We start from the raw sequence: 17,733 nt of genomic DNA, 5'->3' as shown, positions 1-17,733 counted from the left end.
TGATTCTGACAGGAGATCCAATGGCGCGTGCCCCTTACCTATTTACTTCCGAGTCTGTGACGGAAGGTCATCCAGACAAATTATGTGATCAGGTCTCCGATGGAATTTTAGATGCAATCCTTTCTCAGGATCCAATGGCAAGGGTCGCCTGTGAAACACTCACAACGACTGGTATTGTCATTGTAGCCGGAGAGATTACTGCGCGACACAATACCCAATATGAAGATATTGTCCGTGAAACGGTGAAAGAGATTGGTTATACGGATGCTTCTTTCGGCTTTGATTATAAAACTTGTTCTGTCCTGACAGCTGTTCACTCCCAAAGTCCGGATATTTCTATGGGCGTTGATACTGGAGGTGCGGGGGACCAAGGGTTGATGTTCGGAATGGCGGTCAATGAATCCGAAGAACTGATGCCGATGCCAATTCTGTTGGCACACAGGCTGACAAGGCAGCTTTCCAATGTGAGAAAGACGGGGCTTCTCCCCTATCTTCGTCCGGATGGAAAAGCTCAGGTTTCGCTTCGGTATGATGGATTTAAGCCAGTAGGCGTTGAGACAATCGTTGTTTCAACCCAACATGCTCCTGAAGTGACACAAGAGGAAATTCGTCGGGATATTATTGAAAAAGTGATTAGACCGGTGATTCCAAAAAATCTTTTGGATGAAAAGACCGTGACGTTTCATATCAACCCGACAGGGAGATTTGTGACCGGTGGTCCAATGGGTGACGCGGGGTTGACCGGCAGAAAGATTATCGTTGACACCTATGGTGGTTGGGGGCGACATGGAGGGGGAGCCTTTTCAGGAAAAGATCCGACAAAGGTCGACCGTTCTGCATGCTATATGGCCCGATATATAGCAAAAAATATTGTGGGGGCAGGATTGGCTTCGCGTTGTGAAGTTCAGTTGGCTTATGCGATCGGAGTTGCGGATCCGGTTTCAATTCATGTGGAAACACAGGGAACCTCGACCATTCCTGATGACCGGATCGCTGAAATTGTAGCGGAGATCTTTCCTCTGACACCAAAGGGAATCATTGATCACCTGAAGTTGCGCCGACCCATTTACAAAAAAACGGCTTCTTATGGCCATTTCGGTCGACTCGAAGAAGATTTTACATGGGAGAAGCTTGATCAGGTGGACAATCTTCGACGTGAGGCTGCAAGAAAAGGCTAGTCAGATAGTTTTTATGGAATGCTTTGTGAGTTTTTAAACTTGGCTTTTTACTTTTTTTTTTGAAAGGATTTTTTCTTATGGATTTTGATATCAAAGACAAGTCATTGGCTGAAGCTGGAGCTCATCGGATCAGCTGGGCAGCCAGGGATATGCCGGTTCTCCGTAAAATTGCCGAGGACTTTGCCCGGGAAAAACCCTTAAAAGGCATTCGCATGTCGGCATGTCTCCATGTCACCACAGAAACGGCTAACCTGATGAAGGCATTAAAAGCCGGTGGAGCCGATGTCTACCTTTGCGCTTCCAACCCACTCTCAACACAGGATGATGTTGCCGCCAGCCTTGTTGTGAATGATGGTATTCCGGTATTTGCAATCAAGGGGGAGGATAACGACACCTATTACCGACATATCAGGGCCGTTCTGGATATAAAACCCCATGTCACCATGGATGATGGTGCAGACCTTGTCTCCACACTACATTCGCATTATCCCGAATGGGTCAAGGAAATGATTGGCGGAACGGAAGAGACCACGACCGGAGTCATTCGATTAAAGAGCATGGCCCAGAAGGGTGTGTTGGGTTTCCCTGTTGTTGCTGTCAACGATTCACAGACCAAGCATCTTTTTGATAATCGTTACGGAACAGGACAGTCGACTCTTGACGGTATCATGAGAGCGACCAATCGTCTTTTTGCTGGATCGACCGTTGTTGTTGCCGGATATGGATGGTGTGGTCGGGGTATCGCAAGAAGAGCGCAGGGAATGGGTGCCAGGGTCATTGTTACCGAAATTGATCCGATTAAAGCCCTTGAGGCAGTCATGGATGGCTATTCCGTTGCACCAATGAAAGAAGCTGCCAAGCTTGGAGATTTTTTTATAACGGTGACAGGGAATATCAATGTCGTTGGAGCAGAGGCTTTTGATGCGATGAAAGATGGCGCCATTGTCTGCAACTCGGGACATTTCAACGTTGAACTGAACCTTCCTTATCTTGAGTCCATTTCTAAGGAGCGCTCCATCCTGAGAGATTTTGTGGAAGAGTTTGTGACCAGGGATGGTCGCCGAATCATGGTTCTCGGAGAGGGAAGACTCATCAATCTTGCTTCCGCTGAAGGTCACCCTGCTCAGGTTATGGATATGAGTTTTGCAAATCAGGCATTGGGTGCGAAATATTTGGTTCAGAACAGAAAAACACTTGAAAAGACTGTTGTTCGTCTCCCAGAAGCGGTGGATCAGGATATCGCTGCTCTGAAGCTTGCGGCACTGGGGGTAAAAATTGAAACGTTGACTGAGGAGCAGAAGGATTATCTTGCTTCCTGGGAGATGGGAACCTGAGGTTGCTATGAGAATGTTAGTAAATGGAAAACGCAAGGATGTTCCTGAAGGAACATCCTTGTCCTCCTATCTTGAGATCGAGGGTTTGGATCCTCAATTGGTTTCAATGGAGTTGAATGGCCGAATTGTAGAGCGTGAAGAATGGCCTTCTACACTTTTGAATGAAGATGATGAGCTTGAAATTCTCTTTTTTATGGGTGGTGGCTTGTGACCTCTCCGGAAGGGGACGTTATTCGAAATCCTTTGGCGTTGATCGGGAATACACCGCTTCTTCCCTTGTCAAAGGTGACGGCGGGTCTTGACCGGACTGTGTGGGTCAAGCTTGAGTCAAGAAATCTTGGCGGGAGTGTGAAGGATCGGCCGGCTCTTTTCATGATCGAGCAGGCTGAGCGGGATGGCCGACTTGGCAAGGATGGTCGCATTGTTGAAGCAACCAGCGGAAACACTGGTATTGCCCTTGCGCAAATTGCTGTCCTTAAAGGTTATGCCATTACCATCGTTATGCCTGAAGGTGTCTCCGGAGAGAGGGTTTCCCATCTCAAGGCTTTGGGGGCGGAAGTCCTTTTAACGCCATCAAGGGAAGGAATGGTGGGCGCTATCGGAAAAGCCACCGAGATGGAAAAATCCGAAAAAGGTCTTTTTATGCCGAGACAGTTCGAGAATCCCTCAAACCCTGAATCCCATTACCGTACAACAGGTCCTGAAATCTTCCGCCAATTGGGTCGGGTTCCGGATGGATTCGTTGCTGGTGTCGGGACAGGTGGCACGATTAGTGGTGTCGGACGATATCTTCGGGAGAAAAAAAGGGATCTCAAGATATGGGCACTTGAACCAGCCGCTTCCCCAGTCCTTTCAGGGGGGTCTCCTGGTCCTCACCGGATACAGGGAATCGGTGCCGGTTTTGAGCCGAGGACATTTAATCGATCTGTTGTTGATCGGATTGAGAAGATCTCAGATCGTGAAGCAATTGATATGGCCAGACGTCTCTCTCAGGAAGAGGGGATAATGGCAGGGATCACTTCAGGTGCTAATGTTGTTGGGGCGCTTCGCTTGGCCGGAGAGTTGCCTCCAGGCTCACATGTTGTGACAATTGTTTGTGATAGTTTTGAACGATATTTTTCGATGGAAAAATATTTGAACCTCTAGTGTGTCGTTGGTTTTGATTCTGCCGCCGTTTGGCAAAATCAAGCTTATGAGGATGTTGCGATGGAAATGACAGAAGATCAGATACACCGGTATTCCCGGCATATATTGTTGTCCGAAGTGGGCGGGAGTGGTCAGCTAAAGCTCTTGAACTCCAGAGTCCTGATCATTGGGGCGGGCGGCCTTGGAAGCCCTGTGGCCCTCTATCTGGCAGCTGCAGGGGTCGGGCATATAGGAATAGTGGATATGGATGTGGTTGATCTTTCCAACCTGCAACGCCAGGTGATCCATCACTCCAAGGATGTTGGCAGGCCCAAGGTTCTTTCAGCTTCGGAAAAGATGATTGCGCTGAACCCTGATGTTGAGGTGAAAACCTATCAGGCACTCCTGAGTTCTGAAAATGCCCGGGAGATTGCTGAACCTTATGATGTCATTGTGGATGGTACCGATAATTTTTCGGCGAAATTTCTGATTAATGATTTGGCTGTTCTCACTGGAAAGCCCCTTGTTCATGGTGGCATCCTTCGATTTTCCGGTCAGGTGATGACGATTGTTCCTGGACAAAGTGCCTGTTATCGTTGCATTTTCAGGGAACCACCACCAGCTGGAGCTATCCCGACATGCTCCGAGGCCGGTGTTCTCGGTGTTATTGCCGGAGTGATTGGTTCAATTCAGGCCACAGAAGTTTTGAAGTTCCTTTTGGGAAAAGGCGACCTTCTGACGAACCATCTTTTAACTTACGATGCCTTGACTGTTCTTATTCGAAAAGTGGGTGTCCGGAAAAACCCCCGTTGTCCCGTTTGCGGTGACAATCCAACCATTACGGAGCTTCACGATTATGAGCAACCCGTCTGTGCCAATCCAGTCTGATCCTTCTGCCCATTCCGGCGTGAAAGCGCTAAAATGCCGTGAATGCGGCAGAAGATATGAGCTTTTAGCCATACATGTCTGTGAGTTTTGTTTTGGGCCCCTGGAAGTTGAGTATGATTATGAAGTCATTGGACGGAAGATCTCTCGAAAATCGATTGAGGCTGGTCCAGTTTCCCTCTGGAGATACAAAGATCTGTTGCCTGTCCTTGGAGAGCCTACGGCTGGACTTCATGCCGGTATGACGCCACTGGTACGTGCAGATCGCCTTGGTCGGGCTCTTGGCCTGAAAAACCTATACGTTAAAAATGACACAGTGAATCATCCGACCTTGTCTTTCAAGGATCGGGTTGTGGCGGTGGCGACTACAAGAGCCAGGGAATTAGGTTTTACAACAATTGCCTGTGCTTCGACCGGCAATCTTGCCAATTCGGTTTCAGCTCATGCTGCCAGTTGCGGTATGGAATGCTTTGTTTTTATTCCACATGATCTGGAAGCAGGAAAGGTTTTAGGTAACCTGATTTACAAGCCAACGGTCGTTTCAGTCAAGGGAACCTATGACGATGTGAACCGGTTGTGCAGCGAGATTGGCGCAGAATATCCATGGGCTTTTGTCAATATCAACATACGCCCATATTATGCTGAAGGCTCCAAGTCGTTGGCTTTTGAAACGGCTGAACAGCTGGGGTGGCGGGTTCCGGACCAAGTTGTTGTTCCGATTGCGTCGGGATCCCTTTTGACAAAAATCTGGAAAGGTTTTCACGAGTTTACCCGCCTCGGCCTTGTGGATGAAAATCCGCTTTTGAAGGTCAATGGAGCCCAGGCATCGGGATGTTCGCCTGTTTACCAGGCATATGTTTCCGGAAAAAATCACATTGTTCCTGTTCGTCCAAATACCATTGCCAAATCTTTGGCGATCGGAAATCCTGCCGACGGATTTTATGCTCTTGATGTTGTTGGAAAGTCAGGTGGGCAGGTTGAACAGGCCACGGATTCGGAAATCATCGACGGAATGAAACTTCTTGCTGAAACAGAAGGTATCTTTGCCGAGACTGCAGGAGGGGTGACTGTGGCCTGCCTGAAAAAGCTGGCAGAAAAGGGAGCCATACGACCGGATGAGCTAACCGTTGCTTATATAACCGGAAATGGACTTAAAACCATGGAAGCTCTTGCAGGTTCTTTGTCCCAGCCGGTCAGTATCGACCCCAACCTGTCTTCCTTTAGACAGATCGTCAACCCGAAATCCTAGGAGGATTCATGTCTGTACTGGTTCGCATACCGACTCCCTTAAGGCCTCTTGCCGGTGGGCAATCTGAGCTTTCGGAGGAAGGAACATCCGTAAAGGAGATCTTGGACAATTTGATCACGCGATTCCCGGCAATGAGGGAAAGAATGATGGATGAGTCCGGTGAACTTAGACGGTTCATCAATATTTATGTCAATGAAGAGGACATTCGATTCAGGGAGGGTGTGGCAACTCCGATCTCTCCCGGTGACGAGGTATCTATTATTCCGGCGATTGCCGGGGGGGCTTAGTTTAATGGCACAACTCCGAATTCATTTGACCTTCCCCGAGGACCGGGTTCGGGATCCAATCATCTACGAGATCTCCAAAAACTTTCAGGTCATTCCGAATATCCGCAGAGCGGATGTTTCGGATAAAACCGGATGGATGGAGCTTGAGTTGGTCGGAGACCTTTCTGAGATTGAATCGACAATCGATTGGCTCAGAAAAAAAGGTGTCCACGTGGATCCACTTGAGAAAAGTATCCTTGAGGGGTAACCGTACTTTATTGGAAGAATGTTTCGTTTTTTAATATCATCAATCAGGTAGGACCCCGCTTATTTCATTCAGGGAAGAGACTGGAAAAAATCTCCAGGGGAGAGATCAATGAGTCATGGGATTGCAAAGCCGGTCAATGAGATGACTGAAGAGCAGATCATTCGTTATGGCCGCCACATTATCTTAAAAGAGGTAGGGGGCATTGGTCAGCGGACCCTGTTGGGTTCGAGCGTCCTGATTATTGGAGCGGGCGGTTTGGGAAGTCCTGTGGCTCTTTACCTGGCCGCTGCAGGTGTTGGCAAGATTGGTCTGGTGGACCTTGACACTGTTGACATGTCAAATCTGCAAAGGCAAATCATCCATTCCACCGCGACATTGGGTGTTCCTAAAGTTTTATCGGCACAAAAGACGATGAATGAGCTCAACCCGGATGTGCAGGTTATTTGCCATCAGGAACGATTGACATCCGAAAATGCCATGGAGCTTTTCTCCGGGTATGATGTCATTGTTGACGGGTCGGATAATTTCGGAACGCGTTATGTTGTAAATGATGCGGCCTATTTTTTGAAGAAACCACTGGTTTCCGGATCGATTCTGAGGTTTGAGGGGCAGGTCATTGCAATCAGGGGATACATGGATACACCTTGCTATCGCTGTCTCTACCCTGAGGCTCCACCTCCAGGACTGGTTCCTTCTTGCTCGGAAGCGGGAGTTCTAGGGGTTCTTGCAGGAACAATTGGAACATTGCAGGCAGCTGAGGTCGTCAAGCTATTGCTGGGAATCGGTGAGCCCTTGTCGGATCGCCTCCTGCTTTATGATGCCCTTTCAATGGATTTTCGGAGAGTTCGGGTCCCAAAGGATCCTGAATGCAAGCTTTGTGGTCCCAAAGCGACGATCCACTCGGTAACTGGTTCCACCGACGTGATCTGTGCCATTTAGTTCAAGGTTGTCTCTTGGCGAATGAATCTCCCCAGCCTATTTTTTTTTCGATGGCACTATACCAGTCCATTGTTGCCCATGCCCGTTCGGTGCACCCAGAGGAATGTTGTGGTCTTATTGCCTCAGACCAAAAAGGTACCCCGGTCCGTGTCATTCCCATGACAAACACCCTTCACTCTCCTGTCAGATATCAGATGGATCCCAAAGAGCAGTTTTCAGTCGGGAAATCCCTTAGGCTCGATGGATTGTCGCTTTGGGGAATCTACCATTCTCATTCTATCTCCGAGGCTTACCCCTCTGTGGTGGATGTGAACCTGGCCTATTATCCGGATCTTTTTTACCTTATCACTTCTCCCGTAACGACACCTCCCAGTTTAAGAATGTTTCAGATCAAGGACGGTAAAATAACGGAAGTTCCTCTCATTGTGAAGGAGGATGATTGATGAGTCGACGGATTCTACTGATAGAGGATGAAGCGGATATTCGGACATTGGCCCGACATTACCTTGTCCAGGAACATTATGAGGTTCTTGAGGCATCAAATGGAACAGATGGTCTTGCGCTTGCAAAGTCCCAGTTGCCGGATCTGATTGTTCTTGATCTGATGCTCCCGGGAATCGATGGGCTTTCCTTGAACAGAATGCTGAAAAAAGACACCAAGACAAACCAGATCCCTGTTATCATTCTGACGGCAAAATCCGATGAAACAGATCGGATTATTGGCCTCGAACTTGGAGCGGACGACTATTTGGTAAAGCCCTTTAACCCCAAGGAGCTGCTTGCCAGAATACGGGCGATCCTGAGGAGGGTTCATCTGGAACCTCAGGTCAAGGCGGATGATATCATTCGGATCGGAAGTATCTCCGTGAATGAGTCCCGGCATGAAGCCATTGCCCAAGGTGTCACAATGCCATTGACAGCCAAGGAGTTCTCCCTTTTGCAGACATTGATGAAAAATGCTGGTCGGGTTCTTGACCGGGCCACTCTCCTGGATCTTGTCTGGGGCGATGACTATGAGGGGACCGATAGGACAGTGGATGTCCACATCAGGAGGCTGAGAAAGAAGATGGGGCCCTTTCAGGACAAGATCCAGACTGTAAAGCAGATCGGGTATAAGTTTTCGGATGATCCAGACGGGAGTGATTGAAAGTGACCTTCCGGGGTGTTGTCATAAGCCTGTTTCTGATCTCTTTTTCAGAAGGCTGGTTCTTTTCGAGACTTCATGAGACGTTCGAACGCTCCATATTAATTCTCTCCTCATTGCTATTTTTATTCCTACTGTTGAGCCTAATTTCCCGCAGAATTCGCTTCCAAATTAAGACAGCGTTTCAAAAGCCACAAAAAATGCAGGAAAATACCTGGTTTGATGATCTTCTTGATGAGATTTATATCCAAGTCAGTCGATCCCATGCCGAAAAGCTTCTAAAAGAGTCTGAAGTCAAAGAGCTTGCTGCCCGATCAGAGGCTGTTCTTGATCATATGGTTGAAGGAGTTGCAGTCACTGACACAAAAGGTCATGTTCTCCTTCATAACAAGTCATTCTGTCGTTTTTTTCCTGATGAAACGAGAATTGTTGGCGAATCTCTTGGATTGCTGGCGAAAAAAGCTGGAATTGACGATCTGATTGAAGAGGTTCTCTCGGGGAATCATCCTGTTCATACGGAAGTAACTTATTCGGGCGGTTTGTCGAAGACGTGGAGTCTTCTTGGGATTAGGACACCGGGAGATGGAGCTCCAAGGTCAGGGTATGGAATTTTTTTGTTTTATGATCTGACAGAGATGCGGAGGCTTGAAAGGGTCCGGAAGGATTTTGTGGCGAACGTATCACATGAAATCCGAACACCGTTGACCTCTATCTCTGGTTTTGCTGAAGCATTGATGGATGGTGCGATTGATGATCCCAAAACAGCAAGAAGCTTCCTTGAAATCATTGTGAATCAGTCTCACCGTCTGAACTCGATCGTGACCGATCTGCTTCATTTGGCCACGCTTGAATCCGGTAAAGCCAGTTTGATAATGAAGCCAGTGGAACTGGCTACCCAAGTAGATCGTATTCTGGAAGCAGTTCGCTCGGTGGCGAAAGAAAAAAATATCTTTCTTGAAGTGGAGATTGACCCTCCCTCACTCATGTATGAAACAGATGAAGGCAAGATGAATCTTGTCCTCTCCAATTTGCTTGATAATGCCTTGAAGTATACTCCTGCGGGGGGAACGGTCCGTATCTCCGGACAGCTTCTTTCGGGACGGATCGAAATTGCCGTAAGCGATTCCGGGATAGGGATTCCCAAGGAAGATTTGAGTCGGATTTTCGAAAGGTTCTACCGGGTGGATCGGGCGAGGTCGCGGGAATTGGGAGGGACTGGATTGGGACTTTCCATTGTCAAACATGTCCTTGAGCTTTTGCGCGGGGAGATCCGTGTGAAAAGTCATCCCGGAGAAGGATCGATGTTTATTGTCTCACTTCCTTCCAAATAGCGTTTCTTGTGCTGAAAATCAGATCAGGTTGCCATGATTTTTCCCGGGAAACGATCTGTCGGTTTTGAAATCTTCTTTTCAAGAATTCCTGCAGTGATTCAAACGATTGTGCCAATAGGGAGCCTCTCGGATATTTCCCTGATGTGTTAATCTTTTTTCCGATCCATGGAGTGATCTTATCCCCCTCTTTTTCCCGGTGTCCAAAGCAGCCTACCGATTTCTGGTGTCATTTGAGTGGCCATCAACTCCCATTCGTCTGTTTGAAGCCTGAGCGAGGGGATTGAACGGTCATCCGGATTTCTTTCTTCGGAGCATGGGAAGTTGTGGGGCAAGTATCTTCTCCTCGCCCTTATTTCCTCGGGCAGATGATGTCTGTCAGTCATCCTGCAATCTCGACAAGCCTCAAGGTCTGTGATAGCCTCATGTCATGATAAAGTGGCCATCCCAGAAGGACTTCAAATGAGGCTTTTTGAGATAGTCGATGAGAGGTGGAGAGTTCTTTTCGATGAGAAATCGGTCGGTTCAGGTATCTGTTGTATTCTTGTTGTTGTCTGCCTTTTCACTCTTGTTTTTTCAGCCACTCGTTGCAACTGCCAGTCCGATGCAGGATGGTCCAATCGGTTTCTACTTGATGAATCAGGAGAATCTGGGCTTAACAGCTGATCAGGTTTCAAAATTGCAGGCGATCAGTATGAAGTTCCAAAAACTGAAAGAAGTGGAGAAAAACCGGATTCACCTCATCCATATGGAAGGCATGCAGCTTCTCATGCAAAAAGATGTCAATGTCAGTGTACTAAAAAAGGATATTGACAGGGTTTTGCAACATAAGAAAAACATTATGACAGCCCGGATTGAAATGTTGTCAGATGCCCACAAGGTTTTGACCGACCAGCAGTTTGCGAAAGTTAAAAAACTATTGCAACAGATGATGATGGGGGGGAATGATCATCCCATTTCACCGCCTCCTGTGAAGCACTAGAATTTTGTGAGCTATCTGAGCGTTCTTTTTTTGAAATCATGAGAGGGAGGGGGGGCTCCCTCCCTTTTTTTGGCTTGGGCACTTTCCCAAGTCTTGCTCTCAGGAATGTGTCCTATCGATAGGTTTTTAATCATGAGGTGATCTCCATGGTAATGGCGGGCGTTCATGTTTCCATTGCCGGTGGAATATCGGAATCTGTTTCCAGGGCTTCCCGTATCGACTGTTCCTCTTTCCAGATTTTCACTCACTCTTCGAGAACATGGGATTTCCCTGAATTCACAGATCAAGAGGTTGAAGAATTTCGCAGCAGATGTCTTTCGGAGCTCTCTGGCGCTCCTTTCCTGATTCATGCCAGCTATTTGATCAACGTGGCTACCCCTCGCCCGGACCTTATCCTAAAATCATCAATCACGCTGAATCTCGAATGGGAGCTTGCCAACAGGCTAGGTGCATTGGGCTTGGTCCTTCATCCGGGATCTAGTGGGGGTGCGCCAATAGGAGAAGCACTTGAACGCGCTTCAGAGATGATCTCATCCGTTGTTGAGAAGAAGTCATCCGGAAAGACAAAACTGCTTATAGAAAATACGGCAGGAGCTGGTCATACCCTTGGTAGATCTCCTGAAGAGATTGCTCGTATTATGGAGCTGGTGGGGCAACCAGAGAAAATGGGAGTCTGCCTTGACTCATGTCATCTTCTTGCAAGTGGGTACGAGATCAGAAACGAATCAGGATATTTGGAAACGATCTCCCGATTCCTTGATGCTGCCCCCAAGAGGAAGGTGGATGCTTTTCATTTGAATGATGCTTATGCTGCTCTGGGTTCCGCAAAAGATCGGCATACACATATTGGTATCGGTCATATCGGTCCGTGGTTTTTTTGGCGACTCCTCCATGATCAGCGGTTTTTTGATACTCCAATGGTTCTTGAAACTCCCAAAAAAGAGGGGACTCCGGAGGATATATTAAATCTTGCGGTGATCAGGAGACTTGCTGAAATGGAAAATCCGCCCGAAAAAAATGATCCTGTTTTGGGCAATCTTATTGATCAGTTGAGGGAGTTCGCTCCAAAATGACAGATATGCTCCGGAATCACTGAAATGCTTGTCGACCTTATTGAATCCGTCCAGTCCTTTAGCCTTATGATCTATCATGCGGCGAGATATTCCCTGATAAACTTCAGAAGCAGGGAAGTTCTGATCCAGATGGATCGTATCGGGGTCGGATCGGTGCCAATTGTTTTTTTGGCAAGTCTTTTTGCAGGACTCGACATGGCATTGCAGTTTGAGGTTGTTATGGCTCCCTATGGTGCCAAAGCGCTTTTAGGTAAAGTGGTGACAACGTCGATCGTCCGGGATATGGGGCCGGTGATGGCATCTCTTGTGATGTCCGCCAGAGTGACAAGCGGCATTGCTTCCGAAGTCGGGATGATGCAGGCCACAAGCCAGATAGAGGCTTTGTCCGTAATGGGTGTTGATCCGATTGATCAAATCGTGGCTCCCAGGATCCTTTCAGGGATTGTGATGATGCCAATCCTGTCTGTCATAGGGGATTTTCTGGGGATTTTTGGCGGTCTTGTGATCGCTTTTTTGGCTGCACATATTCCCGCTCCGCTTTATTGGTCTGGGGTAAGGGAAGCATTGACACTTCCAAACTTGGTGAATGGAGCGGTTAAACCGATTTTTTTTGGATTTATCCTCACATCTGTCGGGTGCTTCTATGGAATGAAAGCCGGAGGAGGTGCCGCGATGGTTGGTCGGACAACCACCCGAGCTGTCGTTGCAGCTGCGGTCTGGATACTGGTTGCGAATTTTCTGATCAGCAAGCTTCTTCTCAATCTTTGGGGAAACGAAGGGTGATCCAGTTCGAAAACGTTTCCCTTGGGTATGGTGAAAAGGTCATTGTCAGGGATATCAATATCGAAATCCCCGATGGGAAAACGCTCGTGATATTGGGAGGAAGCGGTTCGGGAAAGTCCACTCTTCTAAAGGGAGTTTTAGGGCTTCTTCACTGCATGACTGGAAGGATTGTGGTGAATGGTGCGGTCGTTGACAGCCTCAGCCAAAATGAACTCCTGTCTTACCGCCAGCGAATTGGGATGGTTTTTCAGGAAGGGGCACTTTTTGATTCGTTGACGGTTGGAGAGAATGTCGGTTTCTGGCTATGGGAGCACACCGACATGACCGATGCTGAAATAGAGGAGCGAGTTCGACTTCTTCTCAGCTTTGTTGGGCTTATCGAAACGATCAACTTATATCCTGGGGAGCTATCCGGGGGGATGAAGCGGAGAGTTGCGATTGCAAGGGCAATGGCTCCCCAAGATCCGATGGTCATGTTATATGATGAACCCACCACCGGGCTGGATCCTTTTACCTCAAAGTCCATTTGTGACCTGATCAGGCAAGTCCAAAAGGAGTTTGCCGCATCGAGCCTCGTTGTGACACATGATTTGCAGGATGCCTTTCGCGTGGGGGACTTCTTTACATTTGTAAAGGACGGATCACTTGTGGTCACAGGTGACCGGAATGTCATTTCAGAAAGTTCTGACCCATTTGTCAGGACATTTCTGGCGGTATGAAGCATCGGTTTGTTTGCTCTGATGGCAGAGTTTCGGGGGGATGGGTCGATTTATGGCCATGAAAAGAAGCGTCAATGTGAAATTTTCGGAAATGCGTGTGGGAATCATCGTCGGGGTGAGCTTTCTTTTGGGCATCCTCGCCATTGTGACCTATGGAAAGGTCCATGAGATATTTTCAAAACAGGTCCACCTGACCGTACTTTTCAAGGATGTAAGGGGGTTGACGGTCGGTGCACCTGTTCGTCTTGCCGGTATCACTAGTGGATTTGTGAAGGAGATCCATCTTGTCCAGATCAAGGGAGAGCGATTTGTGCAGGTCGGACTCCGTCTGGACGCAACACGTCTTCCTGACCTTTCGGAAGAGGCCACTGCAAGAATCGAGACACAGGGACTAATGGGAATCAAGTTTGTGGAGCTTATTCCCGGAGATCTGAGCAAAGGCCCTTTAAATCCTGCGATTCCTATCATGGGTTCCGGAACCCAGACCCTTGAGTCCGTTCTCGGAAAAGGGAATCATCTGGTGAAAAGCCTGAATGCGCTTTCTTTTGAGTTGAACAGACTCATCGGTGGCTTGAACTCTGGAGAAGGGACGATCGGCTCTCTTGTCACAAGCAAGTCCCTGTATCAGGATCTTGATGCGTCTGCAAAAAATCTCAATGCCATTACCCAGACGATGAGAACTGGAAGCGGTACGATTCCCCAGTTGATGAATTCTCCCGAAATGGCCCGAAGACTTTCAAGAAGCATTGATCATCTTGACCAATTGTTACAGGCGGCGAACGATCCGAAGGGAACTTTCGGAGAGTTGTCGCATGACCCGGATATGGCGAAATCACTCGCTCAAAGTTTAGCTTCCCTGAATACTCTGCTGAGAAATCTGGCAAATGGAAAAGGGGTGGCGGGAGAGCTTTTAAATAATGAGCAAATGACGGCAAAATTTAATGCGACGCTCGATCGGGTCAATGATTTGCTGAAGGACATGAAAGATCATCCACACCGCTATTTTACAGTAGAAGTCCATGTTTTTTGATGGAGAGACTCTCATTTTTCCGCATGATGATGAACAAGCTGGTTCGCGATGAGATTTAGGTTTTTCTTTTTCATCTTGATGTTTCTCTATGTTTTTTGCCAGTGGGTAGTCGGTCGGTTCTTTTTGTCTCTTGGTTTCAATCCGCTTGTTGTTTATTTTTATTGGTTAACCTCTGCAGCTATGGTTTTCTGGCTGAATCTTTCTTTCCGTCTGGGGCTGAAAAGACCATTTCGCCTGTTTCCCGTTTTTTTTGGGCAGTTCTTTTTTTCCGTTGTTATTTCTGGCCAAATCGCGTTGGGATTTTTGCTTCAGCTGATGTTTTCGAATCCCGTAGGATGTCTATCCTGTCTTAATCTCAAGCAGACATGGCCAGTCGTTTTTTCAGGTCTCATGGTCGTTTTTCTGGTGTCGTTTTTTTACCGTCTGAAGGGTCCCTTTGTCAGAAACATAACAATTGAGATTCCTCATATGTCTGATGGCTTGAATGGGCTTAGAGTTGTTCAACTGTCTGATGTCCATGTGGGTGGGTTTCTGTTTGAACGGGACCTCTTAAGACTTCGGGAGACAGTTCTGTCCCTGGCACCAGACCTTTTGGTATTTACTGGGGACATGATCGATCACTCCATTGAAGAAGTCCCACGATTTTCAAGAATATTTGGAGATGTCCAGGGGCGCTACGGGCGATTCCTTGTTATGGGAAATCATGAACAATGGATCGGTGGCAAGGACGTTTATTCAGCTTTTTTGGATGGGGGGTTTGATCTTCTTGAAAATGATAGCAGGGCTGTATCTATAAAGGGTGCAGATCTTTGGGTTGTAGGGTTGTCCGACCCAGCCGGAAAAGAAGTCTCTCCAGAAGGGGGGCCCAATCCGGCGCTCGCTTTTTCCAGAATACCAGAAAGCAATGAAAGCCTTGTCATTGTGATGGCACATCAACCGGATGTCTGGAAGACTCTTTCCCCTTACCATGCTGACCTGACACTGTCCGGTCATACCCATGGTGGCCAGATCGGAATGTTTCGCAGCGGGTGGAATTTGGCAAGACTGTTTCATCGTCTGGATATAGGACTTTTCAAGCGTACCTCGAATGGGCGACTGCAACAGCTTTTCATCCATGGCGGCGTCGGGTATTTTGGTGTTCCTGTTCGACTTGGGATCAGACCTGAAGTTGTTGTCCTGACACTCGTCAATAAGCTTATTCAGAATGAAGAAAAAGTTCATGCAAAACTTCCGGCCACATAGCCTGAAGACCATGCCCACTGAAAGTTATATCCTCCTAGCCATCCTGTAACGTCGACAACTTCTCCGATAAAGAAAAGACCTGGAACTCTCTTCGACTCCATACTTTTTGATGAAAGCTCATGGGTCGAAACGCCGCCAACAGTGACTTCTGCTTTTCTGAATCCTTCGGTCCCGGTGGGGATTATGGAAAATCTATGGAGGTTCTTCTCGATCATTTTGAGTTGGTTAAGTGAATAGTGACCAATGGCTTTGTCTTCCAGCCAATTGCGGCAATAGTATTGTGCAAATTTTTTTGGAAGATATTGGGCAAGTGCTGTCGAAAGCAATTTTTTTCCTGGGTAATCGGCCAATAATACATCCTCAAGACCCGGTAAAAGATCCAGTTCAATCGGGTCACCAGAATTCCAATAAGATGAAATCTGGAGAATGGCAGGGCCGCTGAGTCCATTATGAGTGAAAAGGAGATCTTCTCTGAAGCTCATCTTGTTGCAGGTGGCAATGGTGTGTATGGATATCCCCGCAAGGTCCGGAAATCCTGATTGTGTTGTTATTGGGACCAGGCCGGGTTTAAGTTCCGTGACTTGCAATCCAAATTGTTTTGCAAGCTTGTAGCCGAAAGGGCTTGATCCCGTTTCAGGAACGGACAACCCTCCGGTTGCAATCACGAGAGATGGCGCGGAGATCGCTTGGTTTTCGATCAGGACCGTAAATTCTCGATCTTTTTTGCCTGCTTCATGATGGACCTCGACAACTTCTTTGCCGGTCAGAAACTCAGCACCCGTTTCAAGACATTCCTGCCTCAGCATATCGATGATATCTCTGGATGTATTTTTTAAGAAGAGCTGGCCAAGTTTTTTTTCTTGCCAGTCAATATTATGTTTTCGGAGGTATCCGATAATATCTTGTGGTGTAAACCTTGACAGTGCAGAGCGGCAAAAATGCGGATTTGCCGAAATATAGTTTTCCGCTCCAACATTTTGATTGGTAAAATTGCACCTTCCACCTCCGGAAATGCGTATCTTTCCAGCCAGTGTTCTGGAATGGTCCACTAGGAGCACCCGGCGTCCTCTTTCTCCTGCGGAAATCGCGCACATCATTCCTGCTGCCCCTGCTCCGATAATAATAACGTCCTTATTCATCGGATAAGGCCAAATGTTCAAAAAATGACGAAGGGTGAAAGCGAATGGCGTTATCGGAAATCAAGCTATCTTTTTGATGCATGTGTTCCAGTCTTCCTGGTAATAGAATGAAAGAGTTTTCCTATGGTGAGAGCGCTCCGATAATTCCTGCCCATTCCCCTTTGTCAGGGAATCCAGGAAAGAGGTAATTGATTCCTTTTTTCCGATAAATCAGAGTGGGGGTTTCAAGACCACCATTCCCCAGAAGCTTCAGGATGCGGTTGTTCTTTTGAACCATGGAGCGAAATTTTGGAGAGGAAATGATGGGTGCTCCGCCCTCTTCGTTTTCTGTATCAAAGTTGATTTCGTCTTTGCTCAGTTCAGCAAATCCGTTTTTCAGGATGGCTGAAGCCTTTCCGATCGATCCTGACTTGAGAAATCCGACAGGAATCCACCGTATTTCGATTGTTTCTGGAATGGGGTGCTGATGGATCATGAGAAAAAGGCGATGACACCAGATACAGTTTGGATCAAAGAAAATCCAAAGAACTTTGGATCCCTGTCCCTGCGAAAGAAATGAGGTCTCTTTTTCTAACAGATCCATTTTGAAAGGGGAGACCTTGATCTGATCTGCTTCATCTTCCTGAAATTGTGTTTTTTTGGGAGCAGAATTGGTTTCTTCTTTCAGAAAGGCATCCGCAGACTGTTTGGTGAGGTTGATTCCATTTTTGTCAAAGAGGGTTCCAGCAATGAGTGTTTTCGCATCTGCTGTGGCGTAGACAATCGCGAGATGGGTTGAATTCTCCTTGATCAAAATTCCAGTCAATCCGGAAGGACCATTGAAGGTTTTGACAACAGTCACCTTGCCCTTGGTGATCCCCGAGAGGAGGATCTGGGCCTTCGGGATTGAAAGAAGCGTTGAGTTTCGGGGCTGGAGTGACTGGCATGTCGTCAAAAGAAGAAAAAAGAATATCGGGAAAAGCGAGAGGGGACGAAATCCGGGAAGCTTGTCCAAGTTGGGTCCTTCCAACCGAAAAGTTTGCATGATGGTCTTTTGAGAATTGAAGAGA

Annotated in this window: 20 protein-coding genes; 18 read left to right on the top strand and 2 right to left on the bottom strand. The window is 47.4% G+C overall.

From position 1 onward, the window contains the following. Positions 1-20 precede the first annotated feature (20 nt). The 18 genes from metK to LFE_RS08905 all read left to right on the top strand — a co-directional run bounded on the left by metK (position 21) and on the right by LFE_RS08905 (position 15,545). Positions 21-1,178 (top strand): methionine adenosyltransferase, encoded by a 1,158-nt coding sequence (gene metK / locus LFE_RS08990; protein ID WP_014449909.1) that lies wholly within the window; start codon positions 21-23, stop codon positions 1,176-1,178. A gap of 77 nt (positions 1,179-1,255) precedes the next feature. Further along, positions 1,256-2,512, top strand: coding sequence for an adenosylhomocysteinase (gene ahcY, locus LFE_RS08985; protein ID WP_014449908.1), 1,257 nt, complete (start codon positions 1,256-1,258; stop codon positions 2,510-2,512). Positions 2,513-2,519: 7 nt separating this feature from the next. After that, positions 2,520-2,723 (top strand): sulfur carrier protein ThiS, encoded by a 204-nt coding sequence (gene thiS, locus LFE_RS08980; protein WP_041774976.1) that lies wholly within the window; start codon positions 2,520-2,522, stop codon positions 2,721-2,723. Further along, positions 2,720-3,658, top strand: a complete 939-nt coding sequence (gene cysK, locus LFE_RS08975; protein ID WP_014449906.1) for a cysteine synthase A — start codon at positions 2,720-2,722, stop codon at positions 3,656-3,658. The genes thiS and cysK overlap by 4 nt, the downstream gene beginning before the upstream one ends. Positions 3,659-3,718: 60 nt before the next feature. Next, positions 3,719-4,525, top strand: a complete 807-nt coding sequence (locus LFE_RS08970) for a HesA/MoeB/ThiF family protein (protein WP_014449905.1) — start codon at positions 3,719-3,721, stop codon at positions 4,523-4,525. Continuing rightward, on the top strand, positions 4,494-5,771 hold the full coding sequence (thrC, locus tag LFE_RS08965; RefSeq protein WP_014449904.1) for a threonine synthase: 1,278 nt from the start codon (positions 4,494-4,496) through the stop codon (positions 5,769-5,771). The genes LFE_RS08970 and thrC overlap by 32 nt, the downstream gene beginning before the upstream one ends. An 8-nt stretch (positions 5,772-5,779) precedes the next feature. Next, the gene (locus LFE_RS08960) at positions 5,780-6,058 is read left to right on the top strand and encodes a ubiquitin-like small modifier protein 1 (protein ID WP_014449903.1); all 279 of its coding nucleotides are present in this window, start codon (positions 5,780-5,782) and stop codon (positions 6,056-6,058) included. Positions 6,059-6,062: 4 nt separating this feature from the next. Further along, the gene (locus tag LFE_RS08955; RefSeq protein WP_014449902.1) at positions 6,063-6,305 is read left to right on the top strand and encodes an NIL domain-containing protein; all 243 of its coding nucleotides are present in this window, start codon (positions 6,063-6,065) and stop codon (positions 6,303-6,305) included. Positions 6,306-6,413: 108 nt separating this feature from the next. Then, complete coding sequence (gene moeB, locus LFE_RS08950) at positions 6,414-7,244, top strand: molybdopterin-synthase adenylyltransferase MoeB (RefSeq protein ID WP_014449901.1); 831 nt, start codon at positions 6,414-6,416, stop codon at positions 7,242-7,244. A 14-nt stretch (positions 7,245-7,258) separates the two neighbouring features. Next, positions 7,259-7,687, top strand: a complete 429-nt coding sequence (locus tag LFE_RS08945; RefSeq protein ID WP_014449900.1) for a M67 family metallopeptidase — start codon at positions 7,259-7,261, stop codon at positions 7,685-7,687. Continuing rightward, complete coding sequence (locus LFE_RS08940) at positions 7,687-8,391, top strand: response regulator (RefSeq protein WP_014449899.1); 705 nt, start codon at positions 7,687-7,689, stop codon at positions 8,389-8,391. The genes LFE_RS08945 and LFE_RS08940 overlap by 1 nt, the downstream gene beginning before the upstream one ends. Positions 8,392-8,588: 197 nt before the next feature. Next, positions 8,589-9,719 carry a PAS domain-containing sensor histidine kinase gene (locus LFE_RS08935; RefSeq protein ID WP_148272610.1) on the top strand — a complete coding sequence of 377 codons (1,131 nt, stop codon included), beginning with the start codon at positions 8,589-8,591 and terminating at the stop codon, positions 9,717-9,719. 631 nt (positions 9,720-10,350) lie between these two features. Further along, the gene (locus LFE_RS13200; protein WP_148272609.1) at positions 10,351-10,698 is read left to right on the top strand and encodes a hypothetical protein; all 348 of its coding nucleotides are present in this window, start codon (positions 10,351-10,353) and stop codon (positions 10,696-10,698) included. Positions 10,699-10,850: 152 nt separating this feature from the next. Next, positions 10,851-11,771 (top strand): deoxyribonuclease IV, encoded by a 921-nt coding sequence (locus LFE_RS08925; RefSeq protein ID WP_232502517.1) that lies wholly within the window; start codon positions 10,851-10,853, stop codon positions 11,769-11,771. A 24-nt stretch (positions 11,772-11,795) separates the two neighbouring features. Next, positions 11,796-12,554: an MlaE family ABC transporter permease gene (locus LFE_RS08920; protein ID WP_014449895.1), complete on the top strand. Its 759-nt coding sequence runs from the start codon at positions 11,796-11,798 to the stop codon at positions 12,552-12,554. Beyond that, positions 12,551-13,273, top strand: a complete 723-nt coding sequence (locus LFE_RS08915) for an ABC transporter ATP-binding protein (RefSeq protein ID WP_014449894.1) — start codon at positions 12,551-12,553, stop codon at positions 13,271-13,273. Before LFE_RS08920 ends, LFE_RS08915 begins: the two co-directional genes overlap by 4 nt. A 40-nt stretch (positions 13,274-13,313) precedes the next feature. Further along, positions 13,314-14,303 carry an MlaD family protein gene (locus tag LFE_RS08910; RefSeq protein WP_232502516.1) on the top strand — a complete coding sequence of 330 codons (990 nt, stop codon included), beginning with the start codon at positions 13,314-13,316 and terminating at the stop codon, positions 14,301-14,303. Between the two features lie 78 nt (positions 14,304-14,381). Then, the gene (locus LFE_RS08905; RefSeq protein WP_014449892.1) at positions 14,382-15,545 is read left to right on the top strand and encodes a metallophosphoesterase; all 1,164 of its coding nucleotides are present in this window, start codon (positions 14,382-14,384) and stop codon (positions 15,543-15,545) included. Here the strand turns inward: LFE_RS08905 and LFE_RS08900 are convergent. Then, positions 15,521-16,684: a BaiN/RdsA family NAD(P)/FAD-dependent oxidoreductase gene (locus tag LFE_RS08900; protein WP_041774294.1), complete on the bottom strand. Its 1,164-nt coding sequence runs from the start codon at positions 16,682-16,684 to the stop codon at positions 15,521-15,523. The two genes, LFE_RS08905 and LFE_RS08900, sit on opposite strands and share 25 nt — an antisense overlap. 121 nt (positions 16,685-16,805) lie before the next feature. Continuing rightward, positions 16,806-17,678, bottom strand: coding sequence for a thiol:disulfide interchange protein DsbG precursor (locus LFE_RS08895; RefSeq protein ID WP_014449890.1), 873 nt, complete (start codon positions 17,676-17,678; stop codon positions 16,806-16,808). Positions 17,679-17,733: the final 55 nt, after the last annotated feature.

Source organism: Leptospirillum ferrooxidans C2-3 (genome assembly GCF_000284315.1).
GTDB lineage: Bacteria > Nitrospirota > Leptospirillia > Leptospirillales > Leptospirillaceae > Leptospirillum > Leptospirillum ferrooxidans.
This window is presented reverse-complemented; position numbering and strand designations above follow the sequence as displayed.

Bases quoted from the DNA above. Each gene is read 5' to 3' on its own strand.
- metK (WP_014449909.1), top strand. From the start codon at position 21: ATGGCGCGTGCCCCTTACCTATTTACTTCCGAGTCTGTGACGGAAGGT.
- ahcY (WP_014449908.1), top strand. From the start codon at position 1,256: ATGGATTTTGATATCAAAGACAAGTCATTGGCTGAAGCTGGAGCTCAT.
- thiS (WP_041774976.1), top strand. From the start codon at position 2,520: ATGAGAATGTTAGTAAATGGAAAACGCAAGGATGTTCCTGAAGGAACA.
- LFE_RS08970 (WP_014449905.1), top strand. From the start codon at position 3,719: ATGGAAATGACAGAAGATCAGATACACCGGTATTCCCGGCATATATTG.
- thrC (WP_014449904.1), top strand. From the start codon at position 4,494: ATGAGCAACCCGTCTGTGCCAATCCAGTCTGATCCTTCTGCCCATTCC.
- LFE_RS08960 (WP_014449903.1), top strand. From the start codon at position 5,780: ATGTCTGTACTGGTTCGCATACCGACTCCCTTAAGGCCTCTTGCCGGT.
- LFE_RS08955 (WP_014449902.1), top strand. From the start codon at position 6,063: ATGGCACAACTCCGAATTCATTTGACCTTCCCCGAGGACCGGGTTCGG.
- moeB (WP_014449901.1), top strand. From the start codon at position 6,414: ATGAGTCATGGGATTGCAAAGCCGGTCAATGAGATGACTGAAGAGCAG.
- LFE_RS08940 (WP_014449899.1), top strand. From the start codon at position 7,687: ATGAGTCGACGGATTCTACTGATAGAGGATGAAGCGGATATTCGGACA.
- LFE_RS08935 (WP_148272610.1), top strand. From the start codon at position 8,589: ATGCAGGAAAATACCTGGTTTGATGATCTTCTTGATGAGATTTATATC.
- LFE_RS13200 (WP_148272609.1), top strand. From the start codon at position 10,351: ATGAATCAGGAGAATCTGGGCTTAACAGCTGATCAGGTTTCAAAATTG.
- LFE_RS08925 (WP_232502517.1), top strand. From the start codon at position 10,851: ATGGCGGGCGTTCATGTTTCCATTGCCGGTGGAATATCGGAATCTGTT.
- LFE_RS08920 (WP_014449895.1), top strand. From the start codon at position 11,796: ATGCTTGTCGACCTTATTGAATCCGTCCAGTCCTTTAGCCTTATGATC.
- LFE_RS08910 (WP_232502516.1), top strand. From the start codon at position 13,314: ATGGGTCGATTTATGGCCATGAAAAGAAGCGTCAATGTGAAATTTTCG.
- LFE_RS08905 (WP_014449892.1), top strand. From the start codon at position 14,382: ATGTTTCTCTATGTTTTTTGCCAGTGGGTAGTCGGTCGGTTCTTTTTG.
- LFE_RS08900 (WP_041774294.1), bottom strand. From the start codon at position 16,684: ATGAATAAGGACGTTATTATTATCGGAGCAGGGGCAGCAGGAATGATG.